Here is a 22,715-nt window from a genome sequence, read left to right on the forward strand (position 1 = left end):
GAAAGATAATACTCCCTCGCCTTTAACTTGCACCCAAAATCATATAATTTATGATGTATTTTATTCTTCATCTTCTTCGATTTCTTCAACCTCTATTTCTGATGTTTCTTCACTTTCATCAGCTTCTGAGAAAAAATCATCGTCATCATCTTCTAATGCTTCAAGCTCTTCATTCTCTTTCTTTTTAACAACCTTAAAGTAATAACCTGCTCCTAATGCTCCAGCTACAACAAGAATCAAAATTAAATATGTTCCCATATTGCTACTCTCTTCTTTTTTCACTGGTTTAGGTTCTTCTTTTATTGGTTCTTCCTTTACAATCTCCTTTTGTGTTTCTTTCTTTTCAACCATGTTTAATAAATCGTCTTCTGAAACTTCCGTTAAAAGCATTACATTCTCGCTATTTTCATCATGATTAATGATTAGATGAAAAGTCTTCCCATTTTTAGTCGTAAAAGTTACAAACTGTCTTGCGTCTGCTGAATACATATCCGTAGACTTATTATCTTTACCATCGTTGTGGTGAATTGGATAATCTTTGTTTGCATTATCCTTATTCTCTGTAACGGTTCCTCTTGCTTTTGATGGTGCTGACGCTACTCCTTTATTGGTATTTGCTGACTTGCTTGTTCCATCCATAGAAGACGTATCTCCATTACTTGAAGTCTGTTTAGGTGTTAGCTTATTCGGATAACGGATTTCCTGTCTCTCCTCTTTTTTATCCGACTTAGTTTCTACCTTATTTTCTATCTTAGATGTTGGCGTTGAACTATTACCAGAAGCATCGCTACCTTTTCCTGTATTTATAGGTGTGCTTGGAATAAATTTGCTAAAAGATTCGTTATTTTTCGGTACTGGATTTGAGATAGTTGAATTAGAATTAGTCCCTATCTTATTTATGGAATTGAGCTTTTCCTGTAGTTCCTTAGTCTTCTTTTCTAACTCTTCAATAGATTTTTTAAGCTCAATATTTTCTTTCGATGAATCAACAGAGTCCTTGTCCTTTTTGATTTTCTTTTCCAAAGACTCAATTTCATCTTCAAGATTTTTGATTTTATCTTTTTGCTTATCACTTAGCTTGTCTTTATCCTTAAGTTCCTTACTAAGATTATCTACCTTTTCTTTTAATTCTTTAGACTCCTTATCCATCTTATCTAAATCATTTTTAGTAATATCAGTTTGAGCTGATGAATCTTTCTTAGGTTCTTCTGTTTGAGTGGCTTTATCCTGTTTTACTTCCTCAAGCTTCTTTTCTTTATCTTTCTCATTTTCAGTCTGAGTTGCTTTATCTTTTACAATCTTTTCAATCTTACGGATAATCTCATCTTTTCCATCACCTTTGACTTCATAATAAAGAAAATCATCAATGAATTTCATATCGTCAGGTAACATTGGCAAATCACCACTATCAAGGATTTGTCCTTTATCCGCTTTTATAATTTCCTCTTTAAATACTTTCTCGTCTGAAAATACATATTTAATCTTTACTTCAAATTTCTCTTCCGTTTCTGCAAGAGCTTCAATCGGATTAAGCATTGAAAGTACAGTTCCATCTTTTGCAAATACAATCTGCTTATTTACAGTCATCACACCTATAATTGAAACCAAAAGTAACGCTGCTCCAATAAGTGCGGCCAATACTTTCTTATTCTTCAATTTGCTTTTCATTACTATATTTCTCCTTTTCTTTTTTCTCTTTGAACATCTTCACTAATTCCTCAAGAGTGATATTGTTCTCTCTACAAATCACTACATATTCTTGGTCTAATAGTTCTTCTTTACGAATAAATAAAGGCTCTAAATCTTTATCGATCTGAGCCTTCTTATCTAATAATTTTTGAATTTTTTTATTAACAGTATTCAGTTCCCTATTCACATTTTCCACTCCCTTCTATCTTTGTACGTTTGGTGGAAATCCAAATCCTACTGGATGGTGTTTACAGAATGTTGCAATCCAATCATCTAAGGTTGTTACCCTAACTACTCCGATATTATCCATTACCTTACCATCACCAATATAAATTCCGACATGACCATAAGTAAGTCCGGCTTGTCCACCACTACTGCTACTTTCAACTGCTACAAGCATTCCTACTTTTAACTTTGATCTATCAGAAGTAAATGTATGGTTTCGGTACATATCATTAGCATTACCTCCGATATATCCAAGACCTGCATTTTGATAAACCTGAGAAACCCACATTGCACACCAACCTGCTCCAGGTGATGGAGTAATATATGCTGCATTTACAATTTTCTTTTGAACATCAGACGATGCTTCGTATTCTTTTCCTCCACCTATGCCACCATTTGCAGTAATGAGATTCGTGTTGCCAAACATTTCACCCATATTCCCCTGTGCAAGGAATAGTGTTTCATAATGCTTTAAATTATCTGGATACTTTGCGAAGACTTCTCGAACCACACTATCCATTTCCCTTTTACTTAAAGTAACAATGAGTTTTCTATACTCATACGGTTCTTCGTGGCTCTCAGTATATTCATTCCCATCTTCATCAGTGTAAGTTTCAGTTACAGTCTTATATCTTATCTCTATTTCCTCTTTATAATCGACATGGTACATAGTCTTAAATAAGTCATCTAAAATATTACTAACTTCAGATAAACTCTTTACTTCACCACATCTTGAAGTGATATAGGATAAAAGTTCATGGACATTATGACCAATATCTCCATTTTTTCTTACGATATATTCATCGTATCCGGGATTATTCTTTTCTACATTTTCAAGCTCGCTATATAAGTCATTCTCCTTGTTTGAAAAACTTTGGTTAATCTCAGTTAAAACATTTGGTCTTGATAAATATGATGTTGTTAAAACACTACTTGTAGAGTTAGCAAATCCACCCATTGTCATGCTTGCAAAGTTAAATACAAAAGTTCCAAAAATAATTATGGCAGCTACTACTATTGCTGCCACTTTTGCTTTTCTTATGATGAAGTCTTTAGATACCTTAAATGTATCCATCAGTGTCTTTTTAACTCTATCTCTAATTCTTGTCTTATTTTGTTTATAGATAGCTGACTTCATCTGTTTCTTCTTTTGAAACTTCTTATAAGCATTTGCTTTTTTATATTGGTCGGTCTTCTCAACCTCGTCCATGCTCTTTCTAAACTCAAGCTTGGACTTTCTACTTTTGATTTTCCTATTGCTCTTTTCTAAATCATATATCTTCTTACTTTTTCTCTTATCCGAATAAGTTTTTACGCCATGAATAAGTTTAGAGGAACTTCCTAAGCCTTTTTCAGCAGCTTCAACCGATGCATTTTCATCACTACCAGATGATAGATAAACACTTGTAACCTCACCAAGTTTTGCAGCTCCAATCACACTTCCACCGACTAAGGTTTCCTTGTTATACCTTTTATAAAGCTGATTCTTCTTTTCCCTATCTTTGATGACTTCTTTACCAGTGTTAGAAGCGTTAATATTATCTTCTTTTTTCTTATCTGCACCTTTTCTTGTAAAGAGCTTATCAGAATAGTTCTTTCTTTTAAGTGATTTCTTCTGCTTTTCATGAAGTTTGGATTTTTTATTACCTAAAGGCTCATAAGATACATCGCTATCTCTAAAGTCATTATCATATCTATCAATAACACCATCACCATCTTGGTCTTTTGCTAAAGGATCATAGATACGATTTTCTTTAACCTCTGTTTGATAATCTGACTTGGCTACTTCGGCTTGAAAACTGTTACTTCGAATATTTCTTTTTATAGTATTTTTGCTCTTGTTACTTGTTTCTATTTCACTAGTAATATCCGTTCTTTTACTTATCTTCTCGTGAATTTTATCTTGAAACCTATTTTCTTCTTTAACTACCTTATCCCTGTAATCATCTCCAGTTTTTCTTTTATAATCTAGGACATCATCTGTTTCAGATTTTGTGATAATTTTCTCTTCTCTTGCCCTTAACTTTTCATTCAAATCTCGCTTTCTTTTTTTACTCATAAGACGTTACCTCACTTCTTCAGGTTTTGTAGTCATCTTTTGATATAGGATTGTGTCTTTAGGGAAGTTATCTACAAATGGAACAATGGTGTTTCCAAAGAAAATCAAACCTTCACCTGCTCTTGAATTGGTAACAAATTTTTCCTGATCCTTTGAAATTTTAAGCTTTACAACAAGCCAGTCTCTATCACCTGTTGCTTGATTAAGCATTAGAATAAAATCCGTATTATCGAAAATATTTTCAATTTCTTTACTTGCAAGTAGGTCTTTGACATTCTGAGTAATTCCTGTTGGAATACCACCCCATTTTCTAAATCTCTTCCAGATTTCCACCGAATACTGTGAAGTCTGTTCATCCTTTAAAAGTAAATGAAACTCGTCAATGTAATACCTTGTACTTTTGCCGGTATTTCTATTTTGGGAAACCTTATTCCAAACCTGATCTTGGATAACAAGCATTCCTATCTTTTTAAGTTGCGTTCCAAGTTCTTTAATATCAAAGCAGATTAACTGCTTATTTAAGTCCACATTGGACTGATGATTGAAGACATTAAGACTTCCTGAAACATAGATTTCCATTTCTGTTGCAAGTTTCTTTCCAACCTTTTCTTCTTGCCCTTTTAACATATTGTAAAGGTCTTGAAGTATGGGCATATTCTCTGGAATTGGATTTTCAAAATACTTCTCATAAATTCTTGGCAAGCACCTGTCTATAACAGACTTTTCTTCTGCTGTAAGTCCACTACCACCAACTACAAGTTCAAGCATAGACATAATAAAATTTGCCTTATCCTTAAGTGGTGCGTCTCCATCTCCATAGTTCATATTTATATCTAACGGATTGAGATAGTCTTTACTCTTTGCACTAACCTTTACGACTTCTCCCTTAAACTGTTTAACAAGATTGCCATATTCACCCTCTGGATCACAAATAATGACATCATCATCTGTCGTAAGAATAGCATTTGCCATTTCACGCTTGGCGGAAAAGGACTTGCCAGAACCAGGCGTACCTAAAATTAAGCCATTTGGATTTTTAAGCATTTTTCTATCCGCCATAATGAGATTATGGCTTAAGGCATTTAATCCATAGTACAAGCTATTTGATGAGTTTATGAAAAGCTCCTCTGTTGTAAATGGTAAAAAGACTGCTGTAGATGATGATGTTAGTCCTCTATCTATTTCAATCTTATTTACGCCAAGAGGTAATACACTGATAAAACCTTGTTCTTGGCTATGATCTAAGCGTTTAATCTTACAATTATGTTTACTTGCAATAGATGAAATTTGAGAAATAGTCGTATCAAGTTTTTGTACTGTCCTTGCAAAATTCATAAAGACAATCGTTACGATAAACATACGCTCATCCCTTGTCTGAAGGTCTTTTAAAAGCATCTTGATATTATCACCATAGGTAATTAAATCACTTGGCAATATGTCCATGTCATAGCCACTTCTAACTGCCTTTTTATTTTCCTCAATCTTCATCTTATCAATATCTGTATTTTTTCTTTTCACCATCTTAATCGCTTCTGTCTGTTCAACTGCCTTGATATGAAAAGAAATATTGATGTTATCATCTATATCTAAAAATTCTGCAAGCATTCTATCTGATAGCTCGCTTGCAAGTATTTGAAGATGACTAACAGCTCCAATATATTTTCCAAACTTAAAATACTTACTTGGTACAAAATTAAAAGAATCTGGTGTAATCACCGTCTTTGTACTTTCTCTTGGTTTTAAGTCTTTATAGGAAAAAGAAAAGAGCTTATCTGGATTTAAAATATCATGCAATACCTTTAATCTTTCTTCTCCAGTTAAGCCCTCAGCACGAACTCCCATACTCTTTAGATTTGATAATATATCAATCTCAAGTCGCTCAAGTTTTGCAGTCGCTTGCTCCAAACTATCCGCTTCAACTCCAAAGGTGATATACTTCGATTTCTTTAAACCATTATTTCCCTTTGCAAGCTGACTTTTTAACATCTCACGAAACTCTAATCGAATATCATCATAACCATCATTTTTATCCGGTATCTGAATAGCTGCTTTTAATTCATTATTTCTTCCAAGCTGATTGATATATGAAAACTCAATATCTACACTTGGATCAAAAGAGTTTAAAACATTCGCAAATTGATTGAAAATCAAATCCTTATCTTCTTCTAAGGCAAGCTGATAGTTTATATCCTGAAATGCAATACACTTATTATAGTGCTTTTCATCAAGCTGGCATATTCCACTTTTTAGCATTCTCAGATAAGGTATTGTGTCTTCAACAGTATATCTCTTAGGCTCTTTCTTAAATATTAAGTCGATTAGAGAAGCTTTTTTCTTCTGCTTAGTCAGCTTTTCTTTTTTCAGGTTTCTTTTGTTTTCCTTTAATACCTTTTGATTTTTTTCTAATTGAATTTGCTGTAATTTTCTTTTCTTGTTCAAGGTAAACCTCCTTTCTCACTCGCTTCTGTGGTTGATAAAACTTGTGTAGATATATGTGCTTAAAATATTTCTCAAAGGTAAGTCCATCTTTTTCAAATAGTGTTACAAAGAAGATTGGAAGCGTTGATACAATTAAAAACAGTATCGCTATATCATTTGGCATAAACTTTCTCATAAATAAATAGACTGGTATACCAACCAGTCCAGCAAGTGTAAATCCAATTAATTGTCTTCTTGTAAGGTTAAAGGCTACCTTTGTTTTTACCTTTTTTAAATCTTTGGGAATTGGTACATAGCCCATAGCTTACCTCCCATCTTCTTTTTCCTTTGAAAATACTTCAAAATGTTCATAGCATGAAGCAACTTCATTTCTCATCTCTTCTAATTCTGACTCAATGAATGCATTTTTCTGCTCTTGATAACAAAGAATAGATTTCACATCATCTCTTGTACTTTTTACTTCATCTTCTAAATTCTTTAATTTGTTCCTGTTAAAAATCGAGATAGCAAATGCTCCAATTCCTACTGCAATAATTGAAACAGGAAACAACTTTTTCTTTACTTCTATCATTAAAAATCCTCCTTAATGTGCGTTTAATACACTCTTTGCAAGCGTTCCACTCTTTAGCATCATTAGACCAAGAAGTAATGCATAGCCTAATATCATAAAGGTACTTGCATGAATGTCCGTTATCTTTATCGTCTTTACTAAAACTGCGTAAATACCCAAGCATATAATCAAGAATAAGCCTTGAAGCCCAATAGCAAATAGACCTTTGATATAGTTTGTTCCAATTTGTCCCCACTCCTTATTTCCCATAGTGGCAAATGGAATTGCTGAAACTGAACAGTAAACATATATCTCAAACATTCTGCCATAGACAACTAGCATTATGACTACCGACATAACCTGTATTGCAACTTTAACAAGCGAGGTTTCAAAGAGTATCATCACCAGTTCTCCAAGTCCTTTGTCTTTTAATCCCTCAACCATCTGAACAATTTGATCACCCGAAACGGTAGCAGAAGTATTGATTACTCCTGCCGCCTGATTTACAAGGTGTTGTGCAACATCAAATACTGCCATTGAGAATGTAAAGGCATGAGATACTAGCCATACCGCTATCCACATCTTTATCATGTATTTAAAAAACTCAAAGGTATCTGTATCGTGCATATTATTCTTTTGCATAACCATATTTATCAGTTCAATACATAAAACTGCTGTAATGATTAAACCTGCAATTGGAATAATGACACTATCATTGATACTCTTAATAAAGTTAAATACCTCTGAGTTCCATCCCATTGGTGTCTTGCCTATATCGGTTGCTACTGCTCCGACTTTATCATTAATGTCGATAAACATTGACTCAAGATTTGCTTGGATACCTCCGAGAAGAAGCTCTTTAAAAAATTCCTCTATCTTATCGAAAATACCAAACATAAGCTACTCTCCTTACTTCAATACATTTGAAAGTAATGGGATTAGTTTTAAGCCGATTAGAACGATGCCTCCACCAGCCATTAGCTGTTTAATACCTTGAGATTTTGCTCCAGATAGTGATAGGTAATCCTTTGATGTTATCTCCAGATTTTCCCCCACTTCACACCGTGCATGCGACTTTCACCGCACACGGCGTTCCATCACAAGAAAGATTTTCACGTTTTAACTAAGACTTACACACTTCGTAACAAATTATTTTTTCTCTAAATTAGTGGCAATTCTGCCATTTTTCTAAGCTTATTACATTTCTCAATCTGCTTGACTGTTAACCCAAGCTCTTTTATATATTTTTGGATTGTATCTTCTTTTGTTGCATGGATGAGTATATGAACTGCTTCCGTAACAAGAATTAAGTTGCTGTAACTGTCTGTACCGCCTTGTTCAAGCGGTATCTTGTGATGGCAATGTATATCGTTTGGTATAAGTTTTACACCTGTTACTCCACATCTGCCATATTGAGCTGCAAAGAGCGAGATTCTGTTGTCTGCAAACTCTATACTTTTATCAAGCACAGGGTGTTTCATCAGCCAGACAAGTGTATCTACATCAATTTGTAGATTTTTATGAATGAAAGCTCTGCCCTTTACAGTGTATTTATTTACAACCTTTTTCTTGTGTTTTGCGTCCTTTGTCCTTATATATCCCACCGGAATTAACAGATATCCATTAAGGAAGCGAAGCTGTTTACTTTTTCCATATTTTTCTTTGACAAATCCTTTGTTTAGTGTTCCACTGGTTTTAATATCAAGTCTGTTGTTCATCTGCTTTTTAATGTGAAAGGCTATTTTAGTAAAGTCCAAACTCACGTTTGTTGCTATTTGGTAATAATTATGCAAGCCTGAAACAGTGGCATTATACTTAGCTATTGCTTTGTACTGCTCCTTTTCATTTGCAGGTCTTTTTATATCCGCAACACATTTAGAAATATTTTCTTTTGCCTTTTTCAGTGCCTTATCACTTATATGCGACTGTACAACAAACTTTTTGCCTTTTGGTTTAACCTTAAGCTTGAAGCCTAAGAACTCCGAGTACCTTTGTTTTAGATTTGTTATTTTAGATTTTTCTTCACTTACATTTAGTTTTAATCTGTCTTGCAACCATTTTGTAACTGCCTGATAGGTTCTTTTTGCATCGTAGTAATTACGGCAAAATATCTTGAAATCATCGGCATACCTTACAATGTATATTTCTTTCAGGTTGCTTGTTCTTAAAGCTCTGTAGGTATGGCTTTTTATCTCTGTTCCTTGACTGTTCGTTCTCTGTTTATATGGATAATGCGTGGGCATTGTCAGCCACTGGGAGGACACCCACCAATCTAATTCGTTCAAGACTACATTAGATAGTAGCGGTGATAATATTCCGCCTTGTGGTGTTCCCTTTGTTGGTGTAATTACCTCTTTATCGGGCATCACAATATCTGCTTTCAGCATTTCCTTAATGATACAAAGTAACTTTTTGTCTTGGATTCCCAAATTCCAAAGCTGCCTTATGAGCTTTGCATGATATACATTATCGAAAAATCCTTGTATATCAATATCAACCACATAATGTAAGTGCTGTATCTGCATTAGTCTTGCACATTCTGCGATTGCATGTTCCGTACTCCTGTTAGGTCGAAACCCATAGGAGCTGTCATGAAACTTGGCTTCACATATCGGCTCCAATATTTGCAAGATACATTGTTGTACAATTCTGTCTACAATAGTCGGTATTCCTAAAGGTCTTATTTTCCCATTAGGCTTTAGTATCTCCACTCTCTTTACAGGGCGTGGTTTATACCAATGAAACTGTTTTTGTATGAGAGAAATGTATTCTTCTTCATTTAGCCTTGATAGATGTTTTATTGTTCTGCCATCTACTCCGGCTGTATGACTGCCTTTGTTCCCTTTGATACTGCGATAGGCAAGTTTTATATTTTCTCTTGAAGTTATCAACTCCATTAAATTTGAAAATATTTTATTCTTACTACTATCTTCATATAAATCATCAAGGACTTTTTGCAAGTCATAGTATTCCGTATAACGGATTTTGCTTTGTTTCAGTGTTTGTTTCGAAGTGGACACAGTCACCATCTCCTTTCGGATTTGATTTTCTTTGTCATACTCGAAGCTGTGTTTGTCTTAATTTCAGTTCTTGTACTTTCCTGTGACTGGTGGCTATCCCTCCACGAACTTATTATTTTCGCTTCATAGGTACTGTGCCACCGCTTTCACCAAAATAAAGAACGGTTATATGCCGTTTTTACAGTCATTTTCCCATTCAACACTTCATTAGCATTAGACTGCTTCCATGTTCCTGGCTTACCACGTTCCGACAATCTTATCTTTGAATACGTTTAGGTTCTTCCTCTAAGCCTGTGTTTAGCTTTCGCCATATCGCCTGTAACGATATATGGATTTTCATAACAACCATTCTTACTCATCCACAAACACCCCATCTTTGATGGGAATTGCCGTTAGGCAAATTCAAACGTTTAGACTTGTACATTCGGAAGTACGTCAGTGCTTTGGTATACACATTTTCACCATGCGTATTCGACACCCGGCATATAGGTAGCACCGTCCACCTCTGAACAGCTTTCGTGTCTGATATGAAATATCAGTCTTACGGCTACTCTCTGCCGACTTCACCGAGCTTTTGACAATGAAATAGTCTAATATTCATTGCCAATCGGAGTATCAGTGTAGGCATTTCAGGGCGTTACCCCATCATTCTACCTATCAGATTGTCAGTTCTCCTAAGTTTTGAACTTTATGTCCTTTGACTTAGTGCATAAGCTTTTCACCTATGAACGTGTCGCACGATTATCATTACCATATCCCTCCATAAGGTTAATAACACCCCATGCTCCAAGACCAGCACCCACTGCCATTACCAAAATCTTTAATACATTAACTGCTTGCACGAAAAAATCCATTATTTATTCCTCCTCGTTTTCTTATTTCTTTTCAATTTTGTTCATAGACATAACTACAAAATTCTTATATGTCTTTCCATTTTTAGTTCGTTTATTGAAGTAACCATATACATGAATGAAATCACCTTCTGAAAATTCCTTAGCCACTTCAGATTTATTGCCATAGGCTGCACAGTTGATATACTCTCTACCTTTTCCATATCCTTTCGAAAGAGCAAAATTTACAACTTGAACCTCTTCATCACCTCTTGTAAAAGTTCCAAAAGTAGGTTTTTTTAACAGATTGGCATTGATATTAATCATTTCTTTTTCCATTTTTTCCTCCAATTAAAAAAGCGACTGAAAAGTTAATTCCAATCGCTAAGTATTTGTATATTTAGTTGTCTTTTAGGTAGGGCTTCTTATCCTGATCATCTTTTCTCCTTTACTTTCTGTAACATATTTAAGGGAATTAGCATTTTGTCATGTATATATTAGTGAGAGGCATTTGAAATACTAGTTAGCAACTCTTGCGAGTTTTTCCTATTTATTGATCGCAATATAAATTGAAAATAGGCATGAAAAAAGACGATAGATTTTTTCTTTCTATCGTCTTTAATACTTTATATTCCGTTCGACAAACTGGAAATTGACAAATTACTGTCAACCTTATTAATCCGTGTTACCCCAAAACTTATGAACAATTTTCCAAGTATTTTCTTCGATTCTTTCTTATATTAGCAATAATAACCACTGCAATTGCAAAGAACTCAATTATAAGTTCTGCCGTGAATAGCCTCAAATATTTGGGTGTATCTGGCTTTAAATTCAAAAAATATTGTTGTATTTTATCACTTTCGGCAACATTAAATGTGTCATCAAATTCTTCGTGTTTCTCTCCAACTGCGTCATATATATCCAAAGAATAGCCATCTGGAAAGCCTTGCTGATAAACAATCTTACTAACATCATATTCAATGTGAAAATATTCTTTTACACTTTCTACTATATAGTCATCTTGATTTGTAACATATATGCTTCTTTTTGGAAACAAAAAATCAGGTGACATAAGCCACAAGGTATATACATCGATTACTATGAACAGAATCAACATCAAGATAAATACTGCTTTCTTCATACACTAATCACTTCCATAAATTCAAATTTATCTTATTATACTACATATACCCATGCCACACAAAGCTATAACAGAAAATATTACAATCTTGTAATTACTGTATTTCTATTAAGCTTAACTTTACCTTTTCTCTTGATATATTCCTCAATATCAAAGGCATTTTTCTTATTAAAATCTTCAAGTAACTTGTAATTCTTATGCTTTGTAATATCAAATTTATCTGATAAAAACGGTCTTACACCACGAAGCTGAAAAATACATTTACTTCCATCCATAACCGTTATTTCGTCTTGGCTCATCAGCTCCTTTCCTGTCTTTTGATAATTCAATCCATAGCTATTGGCATTGGAGCGTGTTTCCGATGTATTATACAGGTCTATGGTTTCTTTCCCCAATGTTTCAGATAGCTCTTTAAGTGTTGTCTTTTCCTTTCCGCCAAGAAACAAGGTGCTATCACAGTTACCTACAATCGTATCTGCATTATCCTTGTAGATTGCCTTTAGCTGAGATTGTGCCTGCAAGATAATACTTGCTGAAATCTCTCTTGAACGGATTGTCGCTATTAACTTCTCGAATTTCGGAATTAAGCCAATGTTTGCAAACTCATCAAGCAAGCACCTTACATGAACAGGTAATCGTCCTCCATATTCATCATCCGCCTTATCACAAAGCAAGTTAAATAACTGCGAGTACATAATAGACACCACAAAATTAAAGGTATCATCGGTATCAGAGATAATAACAAAGAGTGCTGTCTTTCTATCTCCAAGTGTATCAAGCTCAAGTTCATCTTCTTTCATCAAGTCCCTGAGTTCTTGAATATCAAAGGGAGCAAGCCTTGCACCACATGAAATTAAAATAGACTTAGCTGTTTTTCCAGCAGCAAGTTTGTACTTTTTATATTGCTTTACCGCAAAGTGCGTAGGCTCTTTCTTTTCCAATGCTTCAAATAGTCTATCAATGGGATTCATATATGTTTCATCATCCTCCCTGACTTCTGAAGCGTCTATCATATCCAGTAGTGTCGCAAAGTTCTTTTCTTCTCTTGGAGCTTCATAGAAGATATATCCAATAAGAGCTGTATAGTAGAGTTTTTCGGCTTTGACCCAAAAATCCTCACCTGCTTTTTCCCCTTCACCCTTAGTGTTTGCAATGATTGTCTGCACTAATTTGAGGATGTCTTTTTCACTTCTGAGATAGGCAAAGGGATTGTACTTCATACTCTTTTTGAAGTTGATGGTATTTAAGATTTTTATCTCATAGCCATTATCTTCAAGCATCTTCCCACACTCAATGACTATTGTTCCTTTTGGATCTGTTACGCAATATGACGAGTGCATTTGCATTAGGTTTGGCTTTACATAAAATCTCGTCTTTCCAGAGCCAGAACCACCAATAACAAGTACATTCTTATTTCTTGCATACTTTGGATTAGCAGGTCTGCCATTCATAGTTAATCGTTCTGTTTGAGTAAGCAAGATATTGTTTTGGAACTTTTCATCAACATAAGGCTCTATATCTTTTTCATTTCCCCATCGGGCTGAGCCATACTCTTTTCCCTGCCTAAATTTTTTTGCATTTTTACCTTTTGTATAGACTATAAATTTAATTAAAACTACTACTCCCACGCCCATTAAAATATCAGCCCCATGAATACTCGGAATAAAGCTCATGGTATTAAGCTCTAATATTCCTTGAAAGATTTTGTCAATAATATCACCACCTGTGTAGGCTCTTACATGGTGAGAAAAGATATTGCCTACATAGAAAAATGCAAGATAGGGAATGTTCTGCTTTAGAAACTTTGCCTTATCTTGCACTTTGAATAAGCCTTTGATGTCTTTTAGTATCTTATCTATCATAGGCTCTGCTCCTTTTGTTTATTCTTAACTTTGTCTTTGGAAATAGTATTCTTCGCCATCTCCTTAAATTTCTCTATATTTTTATGAATTGACTCCTTATTTTTCTCTTTCTTCTCAATATTTGAAAGCACATTTTGAAAAGCTTTATTCATACCCTTGGTATCTTTTGCTTGGAAGAATACTGAATGTGTCCCTGTTTCCTTATCTTTCATCACTGAGAATTTAACACCATGTTTATTCAATTCTTTTTTTAGCTCTTTTAATTCACCATCTTTAACATTGATTTCTTCAAGCTGACCTTTTTTAACCATATCTTTGAGTTTAACTTCATTTCCCTCAGTCTTTATAAATTTATCTAAGCCGCCATGTTGTTTTGATCTCTGTTGTAACTTCTTTACCTGGCTTAAGATTTCTTGGTAAGTTGCCTTTAAGACATTAACTTCAATATTAACTACTCTATTAGAAATTTCTTCATTTATCATCAGTAACCTCCTTCCCTCATATCATAACTAACAAGTGCTGTATAATAGGCATCCATATTGCTTGGTGCATTATATGCTGCCGTTAAAATAAATGCTCTTACATTTCTTATTTTTGATTCGTTCTCTAATAAAGCATTTACAAGATACTCCATATGCGAAGAATCTAATTCTCTAAATCTCTCTTGAACAACATATGCTGGTAATTTTGTTTGATTTATTGTAACTGTATCTTCTGCATTTAATACCATAACATCAGCTAAAACTTTAATTATTTCATCAAAGGTTTTAGCAATAATCTTATTACCTATCTTCATGTGTTCGTTATATCCTGTACTTTCTCTTAACTCTTCTAAACAAGATTTATATGATTTTATTTTTTTACATCCTTCCTCCATTCCATCCCTTAAATAAAACGGATCTCTTTCACAGATGGGTAGGTGGGAGGAATTCTCTGTAGAAATATATGAAGTAATCTTTGATGAATTATTTGTAGTAATCTCTGGTAATGGTTCATGCAAGTTGCCATAATGCACTGGTAGATTTTCATCAAATGCATCGGTGCTAAATGCCTCATTGCATTGGTTGATTTTGCCCTCTTCCATTGGTGCATTTTGCCCTAATGCATTAGGCATAGCACTTTTACTTACTTGTTCTAATATTTCTCTTTCTTTCTCTTGTTTTCTTTGATTTAGTTCAAGATAAAGTTCTTCTAATTTCTTGTCATTTATTGTGTACCACTTCGTTTTATCTCTAGGATCTTTATTATAGTTTCCAACTAAAAGATAGCCCGCTTTTTCAAGCTTAGAAAAAGTTCGTTTCACTGTATCAACACTTAAATAATCAAAATCTTTTTCTTGCCATGCTCGTATTGAGTTATATGTCCAATACTTGCCATCATGATAATTGTTACCAGACTTCTTATTTATCTCAATCCAGTAATTTATTTGTTGAAGCACAAGAGCTTCATTTAAGCCTAATTCTCTGGCTAATGCTTTATTTGCCAGTATAGGTTGTTCATCAAATAAATACATACTCATATCATCGCCTCCTTTCTCTTAAATTTAGGCATAGAAAAAGACGATAGATTTATATTCCATCGTCTTAGTTCTCTTATATTTCCATTAATGTATCTTTCGCTACTTCAAGGTATGCTGTAATACACAGTGCAATTTTAGGTAGTCCATAAGGACTTATTAAGAATGCTAGAAGTAATGCTACCATTCCAGTTGCCATATCTTTTTGTATGAAGCAAGCTACTGCTCCAATAAATACTAGGAAAGATATTATACCTAAAATCATTCCACTAACTTTTATAATAAATTTTAGAAAAGCAATTAGTATCGACAAGATCAATATTATTGGAAATAAGATAATTTTCAATGCCCATCTCATAACAGACCTCTCTATTTCTTTGATTTATCCTCTAAACTCTTAATACCTGTATTGTTCAACTTTTCAATTGACATCAGCTGAGTTCTGGCAAGCTTTCTAAGTTCTATCATTCTTTCTTTTTGATCCATACCTTTACCAATAAGAATTGCATTATAGCTCTCCATATTTGCAAGAACAAGTAATTCATTCAGACTTGCATAGTCTCTCATATTACCCTTTAACTCAGGATTTTCTTCACGCCACTGCTTAGCTCTCTTGTTAAACAAGGCTACATTGAGCATATCTGCTTCACTTGCATACTTGTAAGACAACTGTTCGTTGGTAAGATCTTTTAAGAGATATTCTTTGATTGCGTCTGTATGAATTTTGTAGTTAATCTTGGAAATTTCTCGATTAAGATTCCAACCTAATGATAACTTAGAGTTTTCATCTGACTTAAGTCTTTTGTAATCCTGAATTACATACATCTTAAATTCAGCAGAAATCCATGAAGCAAATTCAAAGGCAATATCTGTATGTGCAAATGCACCACCGTATCTTCCGCCTTTTGAGATAATTCCGATTGCGTCTGTTTTTTCTACCCATTTCTTAGGGGACAGTGTAAAGGAATTATATCCAGCTTCCGATTTAATTCGGTCGAATTCGACCGAATTGAAATTCATGTTGTTTAAGCTTTCCCATAAACCAAGAAATTCAATTGTATCTTTTCTTCTCATCCAATTTTTAATTACATCACTTGGTTCATCGCTTTTATATCTAGCAATATCCGTTAGACTTATATAGTCGTTTTGAAAGTCTTCAGTATAAATTTGAATAGCAAATCCTTTTGCTTCAATCGTCTCTTTTTTCACCTTAGACATATGAGTTCCTCCTTTATGCTGATGTACTGTTTACAACATTTATTTTCATAATAACTGCTCTAAACAGCACACCAACGATTCATTTTTTTGATTTTAAACTTTGGTAGAAGCTCTAAAACCCTTGTATTTACTTGACTATTTGCCTGTGTCATTATTATGACACGAAACCCACAAGCGAGGTCTGCCATTGATTCGCCAAGTTTTGGGTCAAGGACTTCAGCGATAAAGTCAGTCGCTGCACGTGGTGTATAAAACTCTCCTGAGTTCCCAGCACTTTGAATATCTTTAAGAATTTTTTCGTAGATGTCATTAAAAGAATGACGGTCTTCAGGGCTATTGAAGTCGACTTCATCAATAACATTGATTACTTGGCGTAACAAAACACCATTTTTCATATAGTTGTTCGCATCTTCGAAAGCTGACTTGACAATCGTTTTTCGAATAGGCATATTTGGAGTTATTTCAAGCTCTTTCAACTCTTTAAATAATTTATTATTGACAAAATCAAGTAATTCATCACCTGTCAATACCTGTTCCCCTTTTTGAGCATGAGCCCAATTTCGCCATTTTAACTCCTCTGGAATAATCGATTCGTAGTCATCTTCTTCTAACTCCCAAACCATTTCACGGCTATCGTAAATTTTCAAAAATAATAACCAAGACATTTGCTCAATACGTTGAGCATCACCATTAACACCCGCATCGTTTCGAGTGATATCTTGAATTCTTTTTACAAATGATGTAATTGACATATTTTCCTTTCATTAAGCTACCGTAAATAGCTCTTGCTCCAATTCTTTAATTGCTTGTAAATACCGTTTTTTATCTCCAAAGTAAGTATTGATGATTTTGAAGGTTCCACCATATAGCTGAAATTCTGGAAGTTTTAGTGTTTCAATACTTTCGAGTTCTCCAATACCTTTATCCATGTACTTGTCCAACAAAATTTCCAAAACTGCACGTGCTTCTTCGCTATATTTATATAAATATCCACTTCGTTTGAGTTTGTTAATACGCTCTGTTTTGGTTAATTCTTTTTGACCATAGGCAAGTTTTAGGAGTAAATCGAAGTCATCAATTTCTTGCTCCGAAATCCCTTCCGACTCTCGAATAGCATCCAGATAAACTCCTTTTTTATAAAGTTCGTCCAATATAATCTTCTTTTTATCTGCTGTATGCCAAGCCGTGATAAAATCGTTCAAAGTAGCATAACTACCTAAAATATTCTTACGGGTGTAGTCGGTTAGATTTTCAGTGACCAGTTTTCCATTTTCATCCAATACTTGAACTGTTGAATTCAAAATGGTCACTTGCTTATCTGCAACGACATATTTTTCTACTGGGTCACCACCTTCGTCTACAAAACCAGGTGTAGCACCATTATTTGTTTTTGCACCTGTTTCCAGAACCTTCACTGGTTCACCATCAAAATCAGGGTCAGCAAACAAATTAGTAACATTTCGAAAATCAATAATCGTAAAAAATTCTTTCCCCTTTTGAGGATAAAGACGTGTGCCACGACCAATAATTTGTTTAAATTCAGTCATGGATTGGATATTAGAGTCTAAAACAATCAAACGACATGTTTTAGCATTAACTCCTGTCGTTAATAATTTAGACGTTGTTACAATAGCGGGAAAATTAGAATTGACATCCATAAAGTTATCCAGTTGAGCTTTTCCTTCAGCATTGTCACCAGTTACTTGCATGACATAACGATAGTCTTCTTGGACTAAGTCTAGATTCTCTTTTACAAGTGCAGCACGCATCCGTTCAGCATGGTCAATATCAACACAAAAAACAATCGTTTTATCAAATCGTGCATTGTTTCGCTTCATATAGTCCGAAACAAACTTAGCAACTTTTTGAGTTCTATCATCAATAACAATAGTTTTGTCAAAATCTTTCCTGCCGTAGTACCTATCCTCGATTAACTGCCCTTTAGCATCAACTTTCCCAGTTTCTGGACGATAGCCATCCACATCCACATCTAAATTAACTCTCATAACACGATACGGAGCCAAAAAACCATCCTCGATTCCTTGTTTTAAACTATAAGTATAAATTGGCTCCCCGAAGTATTCCATATTGGAGACATCCTTGGTTTCTTTAGGAGTTGCCGTCATACCAATTTGTGTCGCAGAACTGAAATAATCAATCACCTTACGCCAGTTGCTGTCTTCCTTGGCTGAGCCACGGTGCGCTTCATCAATTACGATTAAATCAAAGAAGTCTTTGTCGAACTTTTGATAATGCGTTTCAGTACCATCTTCACCAGTTAGTTGCTGATAAAGTCCTAGGTAAATTTCAAAAGAATTTAATTTTTCAGGAGCATTCAAAAGTTTTGGAGTAATTTTCGTCATCACCTTTTCGAATGGCTTAAAGTCTTCAGCCATCGTTTGGTCTACTAAGATGTTTCTATCCGCTAAAAATAAAACTCGTTTAGCCAAACCAGATTTTCGAAGACGATGAATAATTTGAAAAGCCATGAATGTTTTTCCCGTTCCTGTTGCCATCACAAACATTACTCGTTTTTGTCCTCTGGCAACTGTTTCAATTGTACGGTTGATAGCTATTTGCTGATAATATCGCGGCGTTTTAGTTGAGAAGGCATCTGTGTAATATGGAGTTGAGATAGCTTCTGCTATTTCAGACGTTAGTCCTTTTTCCTTCTTCAGACGAGAAAATAATTCTTCACGAGTGGGAAATTCATCTAGCGCCAGCTCACGCTCTTCTCTTGTGATACGGTCATGCTCAATAAAGCCATCACCATTCGAAGAATAAACAAAAGGAACATCTAAAATCTCACCATATTCAATCGCTTGTTGTAATCCCGCTCGAACGCTATGTTTATTATCCTTTGCCTCAACGATTGCAATTAGAGTTCCAAATTGGTAATACAATGAATAGTCTGATTTTTTCCCTTCTTTGCGACGAGCCTTATCTCCTCTAACCTCGATTCGACCATCAGTGAAGTATTCCTCGTAAGCGATATGCTCACCATTTTTCCATCCTTTGGATACAATAGCAGGAGTGATGAAATTTGCTTTAATATCCTCCTCACTCATTTCTTTCTTAGACTTTATAAACTCAACCATATTGAACCTCCGCATTCTAAAAATCTACTTCTCCATAAAATAAACTATCAGAACAAATTATACTTCTATTATATCACACTTATAAAAATACTCTGCTAAATTGTTGAAAAGTAAGTACGTAACCCCTTTCGCACCGCCCTTCGCATCGCGTCAGATTGTTTCCGCATAACACCGCCGTTTCTGAGCAGTTTCGTCAGGCGACTTATTATCATTCTACGAGCGTTTTCAGGCGTACTAGCAAGCGATTCTTCAAAAATAAATAACTACATTTAAACATTGCGAAAGTACAAAATCTCTAAATCAGCCATTCAAAAACTGGCGTAAATTACGCCTGAATATTCTCACGCCGAAGAAAAATTCTCTGTTCATCGAACTTTCGAAAACTCCAAAAAACTGACTCCCCCATCTGTTTTAGATTGTAAAAAATACATCGAAAATGGGCTGGACTTCTTCCCTGATGAGAGTTATCATTGTCCAGTAATAAATGTTTAACAGATAAGGAAATTATGGACGATTATAAAACCAAACAAGAATTTATCCAAAATTTGCTTGAAACCTTACAAACCGAAGTTGGTTTTGTTAAAGAATGGGAGGATTAAAATGGAAAAAACAGAATATATGGAACTGGGAGCAGTTTCGAAATTGGGTTATCTTTTGCCGAAAAATTTTGATTTTAATAACCTTTTCGCCAAGGAAACTTTCGAAATTTGCCAACCGTTAACTGAGGCGGATTCTTTGGTTTATATGTGCCAGTTTCGAAACCCTGAAATGGCGGGATATTACTATTTTAAAACCAAGCAAGCCAACGACCCGACGGACTGGATTGAAAACCTAAAAAACGAAACCGTTGAAATTTTAGGAGTTGAATTAAGATAGCTACTGCCCTAACCGCAAGGATTTTCGAAGTTTCTTGCGGTTTTTATTTTGTTTTGAATTAGTTTTTCGAAAAAGTTTCATAAAGGAAAAAGCCCACAAATGTGAGCTTAAAAATTATTTTTTATCAACATATCTTTCTATAAAGTCTTTATGTTGAGAAGGAGTCAAACCAAAAACTCGTGCAAATCCAGTGTCTATATCTACACTATCTCGGAAAAGATTGGGCTCTTCTATGCCGTGTTCAGTGTACCACTCCTTGACTTTCTCCACGTTTCTATATGCTTGAGGTAGAATTCCTTCTGTTGCCTCATACCTATGAAAAACATCGTTAAAACCATCTAGTAGCTTCATAAGCATAATGGCATCTGAACAGCTCAATTTTTCTATCTGTTCGAGATCCATGCCTAACAATATTGAAACCGCTCGTTCCGATACGCCCGATGCAATCATTCTTCTCGCCACGGATTCTTTACTGTATGGGTCGTGAGCTGTTGCATTATAAATCAAAGCTTCTTCTAAAGAAAAATCTGGGAACATAAAATCACCTCTAAAAAATATTAATCTACCACTTGCTAGGTAGACTTTAAAACTTTCTACCAAATGCAAGGGATTAACTTTCAGAAGTAATTTCTGGTAAGTTACGAAAATTTATTTAATTTTAATTTTACTTTTATATATTAGCATATTTTTATATTTTTGTCAATACTATTCATCTTTATAGTCCGTTTCAGGTCTGGTTTCCCAAACACCTGTAATATTTATCTGTTCAGCCGTAAGATTAATATTTTGTCCTGTGCTAAAATTCAAATTGGACAGTGAAGGTTTTATAATAACTTTCACACCGCTCCCTTTTGGTACAAATTCTTTTATATGAACTTCAAAATGTTTACTGCTTGATTTTATAAATGATAGTCTTTTAGTTCTGTCAAATGGAGTGAAGAATGCACAAAAAATATCAAAAAACATATTGTCATCTTTGTTGAGCTGACTCATTGATATTTCAAATTTGAAATCATTCGTCGAAAACGGCAAGTGGTATGTTGATTCTGTGATGGGAAACCCCAAAAGAGCTTGAGTGGTTCGTCTTACTTCATAAGAGGTGTTATCGGGGATATTAGGATATAAGAATCGTTTTTTGTAACAATACCTGTCCTCTAACTTAACTTCTGGATTTTCAGGAAGAGGAATGTGTTTGTCAAGAAAATCTACACCATTAATAGCCATTTCTTTCATGGAAAAGAAATCATACTTTTCAAAATTATCAAAGCTAAAATTAAATTGCAGACTATCCCTACTAAGATTATTGCTCCTGTTCAACAACGGGGCTTTGAATGATAAAGTATGTTCATTTATTATTTTCTTTTGTTTGATATCTGGAGTAACAATAATTTTTCTATGATAGTAATCATAATATTTTCCTTCGTTTAAATCTTGTGCAATATCATTGAAGAATCGTTGGCTTGACTTGATAATTTCTAAATGCCTTTCACCGTACTCATTATCTTCAATTTGAGGCATGTCTGCCGCTATAAAGAATAATATTGAGGCAAAGAAATCTTCACATTCACCAGAACGAAGCTTTTTCTCTAACCTCTTTAAATCCAAATCCCCAATATCTCCAGTGCAAGAATCAAAATATTCATAAATTTTTTGACAAATAGGATTCGTAAGAAAAGGAGGTCTCCTCCAAGAAAACTTATTATCTTTATTCTTTAATTTTTCTGTTAATTGATTTATATGCTCACGATATGTTAATCGTTCATTGCTAGGAAGTTCTTTTAAAGTTCCTTGATAATACTGCCATATTAAATGATGGATAAAGCTTTTCCCAGAAACAATGTTCGAAACTTGAGAGTCACTATATTCAATTTTGCTATCCCACCATTGCTCAATAGAAGGATGAGTTTCTGTTACCAATATTGAAACTAACGTATTGAGCCTCTCAGAATTATTTCTCCAACCAGACACATTCGGAAAATCTTTTTGATTTTTAGATATTATTTTCAACACTTGGGACAAATGAGGTAGTTTCTTGCTTTTAGGTTTCGCCATATTTTTCTCCTTTGAATAAAATCAAGGGTTCTACTATTAAAATCAATCTATAAACAAAACTTGATTTTAATAAAGATATATTCAACTAATTACGATAGTGATATTCTTAAAACCCAATTTGTAAAATTAAGCTAGACAGA

Annotated in this window: 20 protein-coding genes and 2 pseudogenes; 1 reads left to right on the forward strand and 21 read right to left on the reverse strand. The window is 34.3% G+C overall.

Annotated features, from left to right (window positions below; all coding sequences use genetic code 11):
- Window positions 1-60: 60 nt before the first annotated feature.
- The 19 genes and pseudogenes from HMPREF2984_RS00325 to hsdR form a co-directional block, all read right to left on the reverse strand.
- Complete coding sequence (locus HMPREF2984_RS00325) at window positions 61-1,668, reverse strand: CD1107 family mobile element protein (RefSeq protein ID WP_000837518.1); 1,608 nt, start codon at window positions 1,666-1,668, stop codon at window positions 61-63.
- The gene (locus tag HMPREF2984_RS00330) at window positions 1,646-1,876 is read right to left on the reverse strand and encodes a hypothetical protein (protein ID WP_001078452.1); all 231 of its coding nucleotides are present in this window, start codon (window positions 1,874-1,876) and stop codon (window positions 1,646-1,648) included. Before HMPREF2984_RS00330 ends, HMPREF2984_RS00325 begins: the two co-directional genes overlap by 23 nt.
- A gap of 15 nt (window positions 1,877-1,891) precedes the next feature.
- Complete coding sequence (locus HMPREF2984_RS00335; protein WP_000039136.1) at window positions 1,892-3,973, reverse strand: CHAP domain-containing protein; 2,082 nt, start codon at window positions 3,971-3,973, stop codon at window positions 1,892-1,894.
- 6 nt (window positions 3,974-3,979) lie between these two features.
- Window positions 3,980-6,412 (reverse strand): VirB4-like conjugal transfer ATPase, CD1110 family, encoded by a 2,433-nt coding sequence (locus tag HMPREF2984_RS00340; protein ID WP_070669978.1) that lies wholly within the window; start codon window positions 6,410-6,412, stop codon window positions 3,980-3,982.
- Window positions 6,315-6,713: a PrgI family protein gene (locus tag HMPREF2984_RS00345; protein ID WP_000542588.1), complete on the reverse strand. Its 399-nt coding sequence runs from the start codon at window positions 6,711-6,713 to the stop codon at window positions 6,315-6,317. Before HMPREF2984_RS00345 ends, HMPREF2984_RS00340 begins: the two co-directional genes overlap by 98 nt.
- Window positions 6,714-6,716: 3 nt before the next feature.
- Entirely contained in the window at window positions 6,717-6,983 is a 267-nt protein-coding gene (locus tag HMPREF2984_RS00350) for a hypothetical protein (RefSeq protein ID WP_000573638.1), read from the reverse strand.
- A 12-nt stretch (window positions 6,984-6,995) separates the two neighbouring features.
- On the reverse strand, window positions 6,996-7,859 hold the full coding sequence (locus tag HMPREF2984_RS00355; RefSeq protein WP_000466903.1) for a VirB6/TrbL-like conjugal transfer protein, CD1112 family: 864 nt from the start codon (window positions 7,857-7,859) through the stop codon (window positions 6,996-6,998).
- A 12-nt stretch (window positions 7,860-7,871) separates the two neighbouring features.
- Window positions 7,872-7,970 (reverse strand): annotated as a pseudogene (locus HMPREF2984_RS09295) (Maff2 family mobile element protein); the annotation flags it as partial.
- A 152-nt stretch (window positions 7,971-8,122) separates the two neighbouring features.
- Window positions 8,123-9,982, reverse strand: coding sequence for a group II intron reverse transcriptase/maturase (gene ltrA, locus HMPREF2984_RS00360; RefSeq protein ID WP_070669980.1), 1,860 nt, complete (start codon window positions 9,980-9,982; stop codon window positions 8,123-8,125).
- Between the two features lie 722 nt (window positions 9,983-10,704).
- Entirely contained in the window at window positions 10,705-10,836 is a 132-nt protein-coding gene (locus HMPREF2984_RS09300; protein ID WP_003029112.1) for a Maff2 family mobile element protein, read from the reverse strand.
- A 21-nt stretch (window positions 10,837-10,857) separates the two neighbouring features.
- Window positions 10,858-11,151: a hypothetical protein gene (locus HMPREF2984_RS00365; protein ID WP_000410092.1), complete on the reverse strand. Its 294-nt coding sequence runs from the start codon at window positions 11,149-11,151 to the stop codon at window positions 10,858-10,860.
- 358 nt (window positions 11,152-11,509) lie between these two features.
- Window positions 11,510-11,953: a hypothetical protein gene (locus HMPREF2984_RS00370; protein ID WP_000710421.1), complete on the reverse strand. Its 444-nt coding sequence runs from the start codon at window positions 11,951-11,953 to the stop codon at window positions 11,510-11,512.
- Between the two features lie 80 nt (window positions 11,954-12,033).
- A complete protein-coding gene (locus tag HMPREF2984_RS00375; RefSeq protein WP_070669981.1) occupies window positions 12,034-13,815 on the reverse strand; it encodes a VirD4-like conjugal transfer protein, CD1115 family in 1,782 nt (593 codons plus the stop codon).
- Window positions 13,812-14,297 carry a PcfB family protein gene (locus HMPREF2984_RS00380; protein ID WP_070669983.1) on the reverse strand — a complete coding sequence of 162 codons (486 nt, stop codon included), beginning with the start codon at window positions 14,295-14,297 and terminating at the stop codon, window positions 13,812-13,814. The genes HMPREF2984_RS00375 and HMPREF2984_RS00380 overlap by 4 nt, the downstream gene beginning before the upstream one ends.
- Window positions 14,297-15,334 carry a DUF6017 domain-containing protein gene (locus HMPREF2984_RS00385; RefSeq protein ID WP_070669985.1) on the reverse strand — a complete coding sequence of 346 codons (1,038 nt, stop codon included), beginning with the start codon at window positions 15,332-15,334 and terminating at the stop codon, window positions 14,297-14,299. Before HMPREF2984_RS00385 ends, HMPREF2984_RS00380 begins: the two co-directional genes overlap by 1 nt.
- Window positions 15,335-15,407: 73 nt before the next feature.
- Window positions 15,408-15,689, reverse strand: coding sequence for a CD1845 family protein (locus HMPREF2984_RS00390; protein WP_001267139.1), 282 nt, complete (start codon window positions 15,687-15,689; stop codon window positions 15,408-15,410).
- A gap of 11 nt (window positions 15,690-15,700) precedes the next feature.
- The gene (locus tag HMPREF2984_RS00395; RefSeq protein WP_000048811.1) at window positions 15,701-16,549 is read right to left on the reverse strand and encodes a KilA-N domain-containing protein; all 849 of its coding nucleotides are present in this window, start codon (window positions 16,547-16,549) and stop codon (window positions 15,701-15,703) included.
- A 170-nt stretch (window positions 16,550-16,719) separates the two neighbouring features.
- Window positions 16,720-17,301, reverse strand: a pseudogene (locus HMPREF2984_RS00400) (type I restriction-modification system subunit M N-terminal domain-containing protein); the annotation flags it as partial.
- A 12-nt stretch (window positions 17,302-17,313) separates the two neighbouring features.
- On the reverse strand, window positions 17,314-19,647 hold the full coding sequence (gene hsdR, locus HMPREF2984_RS00405; RefSeq protein ID WP_049533691.1) for an EcoAI/FtnUII family type I restriction enzme subunit R: 2,334 nt from the start codon (window positions 19,645-19,647) through the stop codon (window positions 17,314-17,316).
- A gap of 600 nt (window positions 19,648-20,247) precedes the next feature.
- Between hsdR and HMPREF2984_RS00410 the strand changes: the two genes are divergently transcribed.
- On the forward strand, window positions 20,248-20,523 hold the full coding sequence (locus tag HMPREF2984_RS00410; protein WP_049533690.1) for a hypothetical protein: 276 nt from the start codon (window positions 20,248-20,250) through the stop codon (window positions 20,521-20,523).
- A gap of 114 nt (window positions 20,524-20,637) precedes the next feature.
- Here the strand turns inward: HMPREF2984_RS00410 and HMPREF2984_RS00415 are convergent, their stop codons facing one another.
- Both HMPREF2984_RS00415 and HMPREF2984_RS00420 read right to left on the reverse strand, forming a co-directional pair.
- Window positions 20,638-21,060 (reverse strand): hypothetical protein, encoded by a 423-nt coding sequence (locus HMPREF2984_RS00415; RefSeq protein ID WP_049533689.1) that lies wholly within the window; start codon window positions 21,058-21,060, stop codon window positions 20,638-20,640.
- A gap of 168 nt (window positions 21,061-21,228) precedes the next feature.
- Entirely contained in the window at window positions 21,229-22,575 is a 1,347-nt protein-coding gene (locus HMPREF2984_RS00420) for a hypothetical protein (RefSeq protein ID WP_049533687.1), read from the reverse strand.
- Between the last annotated feature and the right edge of the window lie 140 nt (window positions 22,576-22,715).

The sequence above is a fragment of the Streptococcus sp. HMSC066E07 genome (assembly GCF_001814695.1).
Lineage (GTDB): Bacteria > Bacillota > Bacilli > Lactobacillales > Streptococcaceae > Streptococcus > Streptococcus hominis.

Bases quoted from the DNA above. Each gene is read 5' to 3' on its own strand.
- HMPREF2984_RS00375 (WP_070669981.1), bottom strand. From the start codon at position 13,815: ATGATAGATAAGATACTAAAAGACATCAAAGGCTTATTCAAAGTGCAA.
- HMPREF2984_RS00345 (WP_000542588.1), bottom strand. From the start codon at position 6,713: ATGGGCTATGTACCAATTCCCAAAGATTTAAAAAAGGTAAAAACAAAG.
- HMPREF2984_RS00390 (WP_001267139.1), bottom strand. From the start codon at position 15,689: ATGAGATGGGCATTGAAAATTATCTTATTTCCAATAATATTGATCTTG.
- HMPREF2984_RS00370 (WP_000710421.1), bottom strand. From the start codon at position 11,953: ATGAAGAAAGCAGTATTTATCTTGATGTTGATTCTGTTCATAGTAATC.
- HMPREF2984_RS00385 (WP_070669985.1), bottom strand. From the start codon at position 15,334: ATGAGTATGTATTTATTTGATGAACAACCTATACTGGCAAATAAAGCA.
- HMPREF2984_RS00415 (WP_049533689.1), bottom strand. From the start codon at position 21,060: ATGTTCCCAGATTTTTCTTTAGAAGAAGCTTTGATTTATAATGCAACA.
- hsdR (WP_049533691.1), bottom strand. From the start codon at position 19,647: ATGGTTGAGTTTATAAAGTCTAAGAAAGAAATGAGTGAGGAGGATATT.
- HMPREF2984_RS00365 (WP_000410092.1), bottom strand. From the start codon at position 11,151: ATGGAAAAAGAAATGATTAATATCAATGCCAATCTGTTAAAAAAACCT.
- HMPREF2984_RS00395 (WP_000048811.1), bottom strand. From the start codon at position 16,549: ATGTCTAAGGTGAAAAAAGAGACGATTGAAGCAAAAGGATTTGCTATT.
- HMPREF2984_RS00355 (WP_000466903.1), bottom strand. From the start codon at position 7,859: ATGTTTGGTATTTTCGATAAGATAGAGGAATTTTTTAAAGAGCTTCTT.
- HMPREF2984_RS00380 (WP_070669983.1), bottom strand. From the start codon at position 14,297: ATGATAAATGAAGAAATTTCTAATAGAGTAGTTAATATTGAAGTTAAT.
- HMPREF2984_RS00335 (WP_000039136.1), bottom strand. From the start codon at position 3,973: ATGAGTAAAAAAAGAAAGCGAGATTTGAATGAAAAGTTAAGGGCAAGA.
- HMPREF2984_RS00420 (WP_049533687.1), bottom strand. From the start codon at position 22,575: ATGGCGAAACCTAAAAGCAAGAAACTACCTCATTTGTCCCAAGTGTTG.
- HMPREF2984_RS00325 (WP_000837518.1), bottom strand. From the start codon at position 1,668: ATGAAAAGCAAATTGAAGAATAAGAAAGTATTGGCCGCACTTATTGGA.
- HMPREF2984_RS00350 (WP_000573638.1), bottom strand. From the start codon at position 6,983: ATGATAGAAGTAAAGAAAAAGTTGTTTCCTGTTTCAATTATTGCAGTA.
- HMPREF2984_RS00410 (WP_049533690.1), top strand. From the start codon at position 20,248: ATGGAAAAAACAGAATATATGGAACTGGGAGCAGTTTCGAAATTGGGT.
- HMPREF2984_RS09300 (WP_003029112.1), bottom strand. From the start codon at position 10,836: ATGGATTTTTTCGTGCAAGCAGTTAATGTATTAAAGATTTTGGTAATG.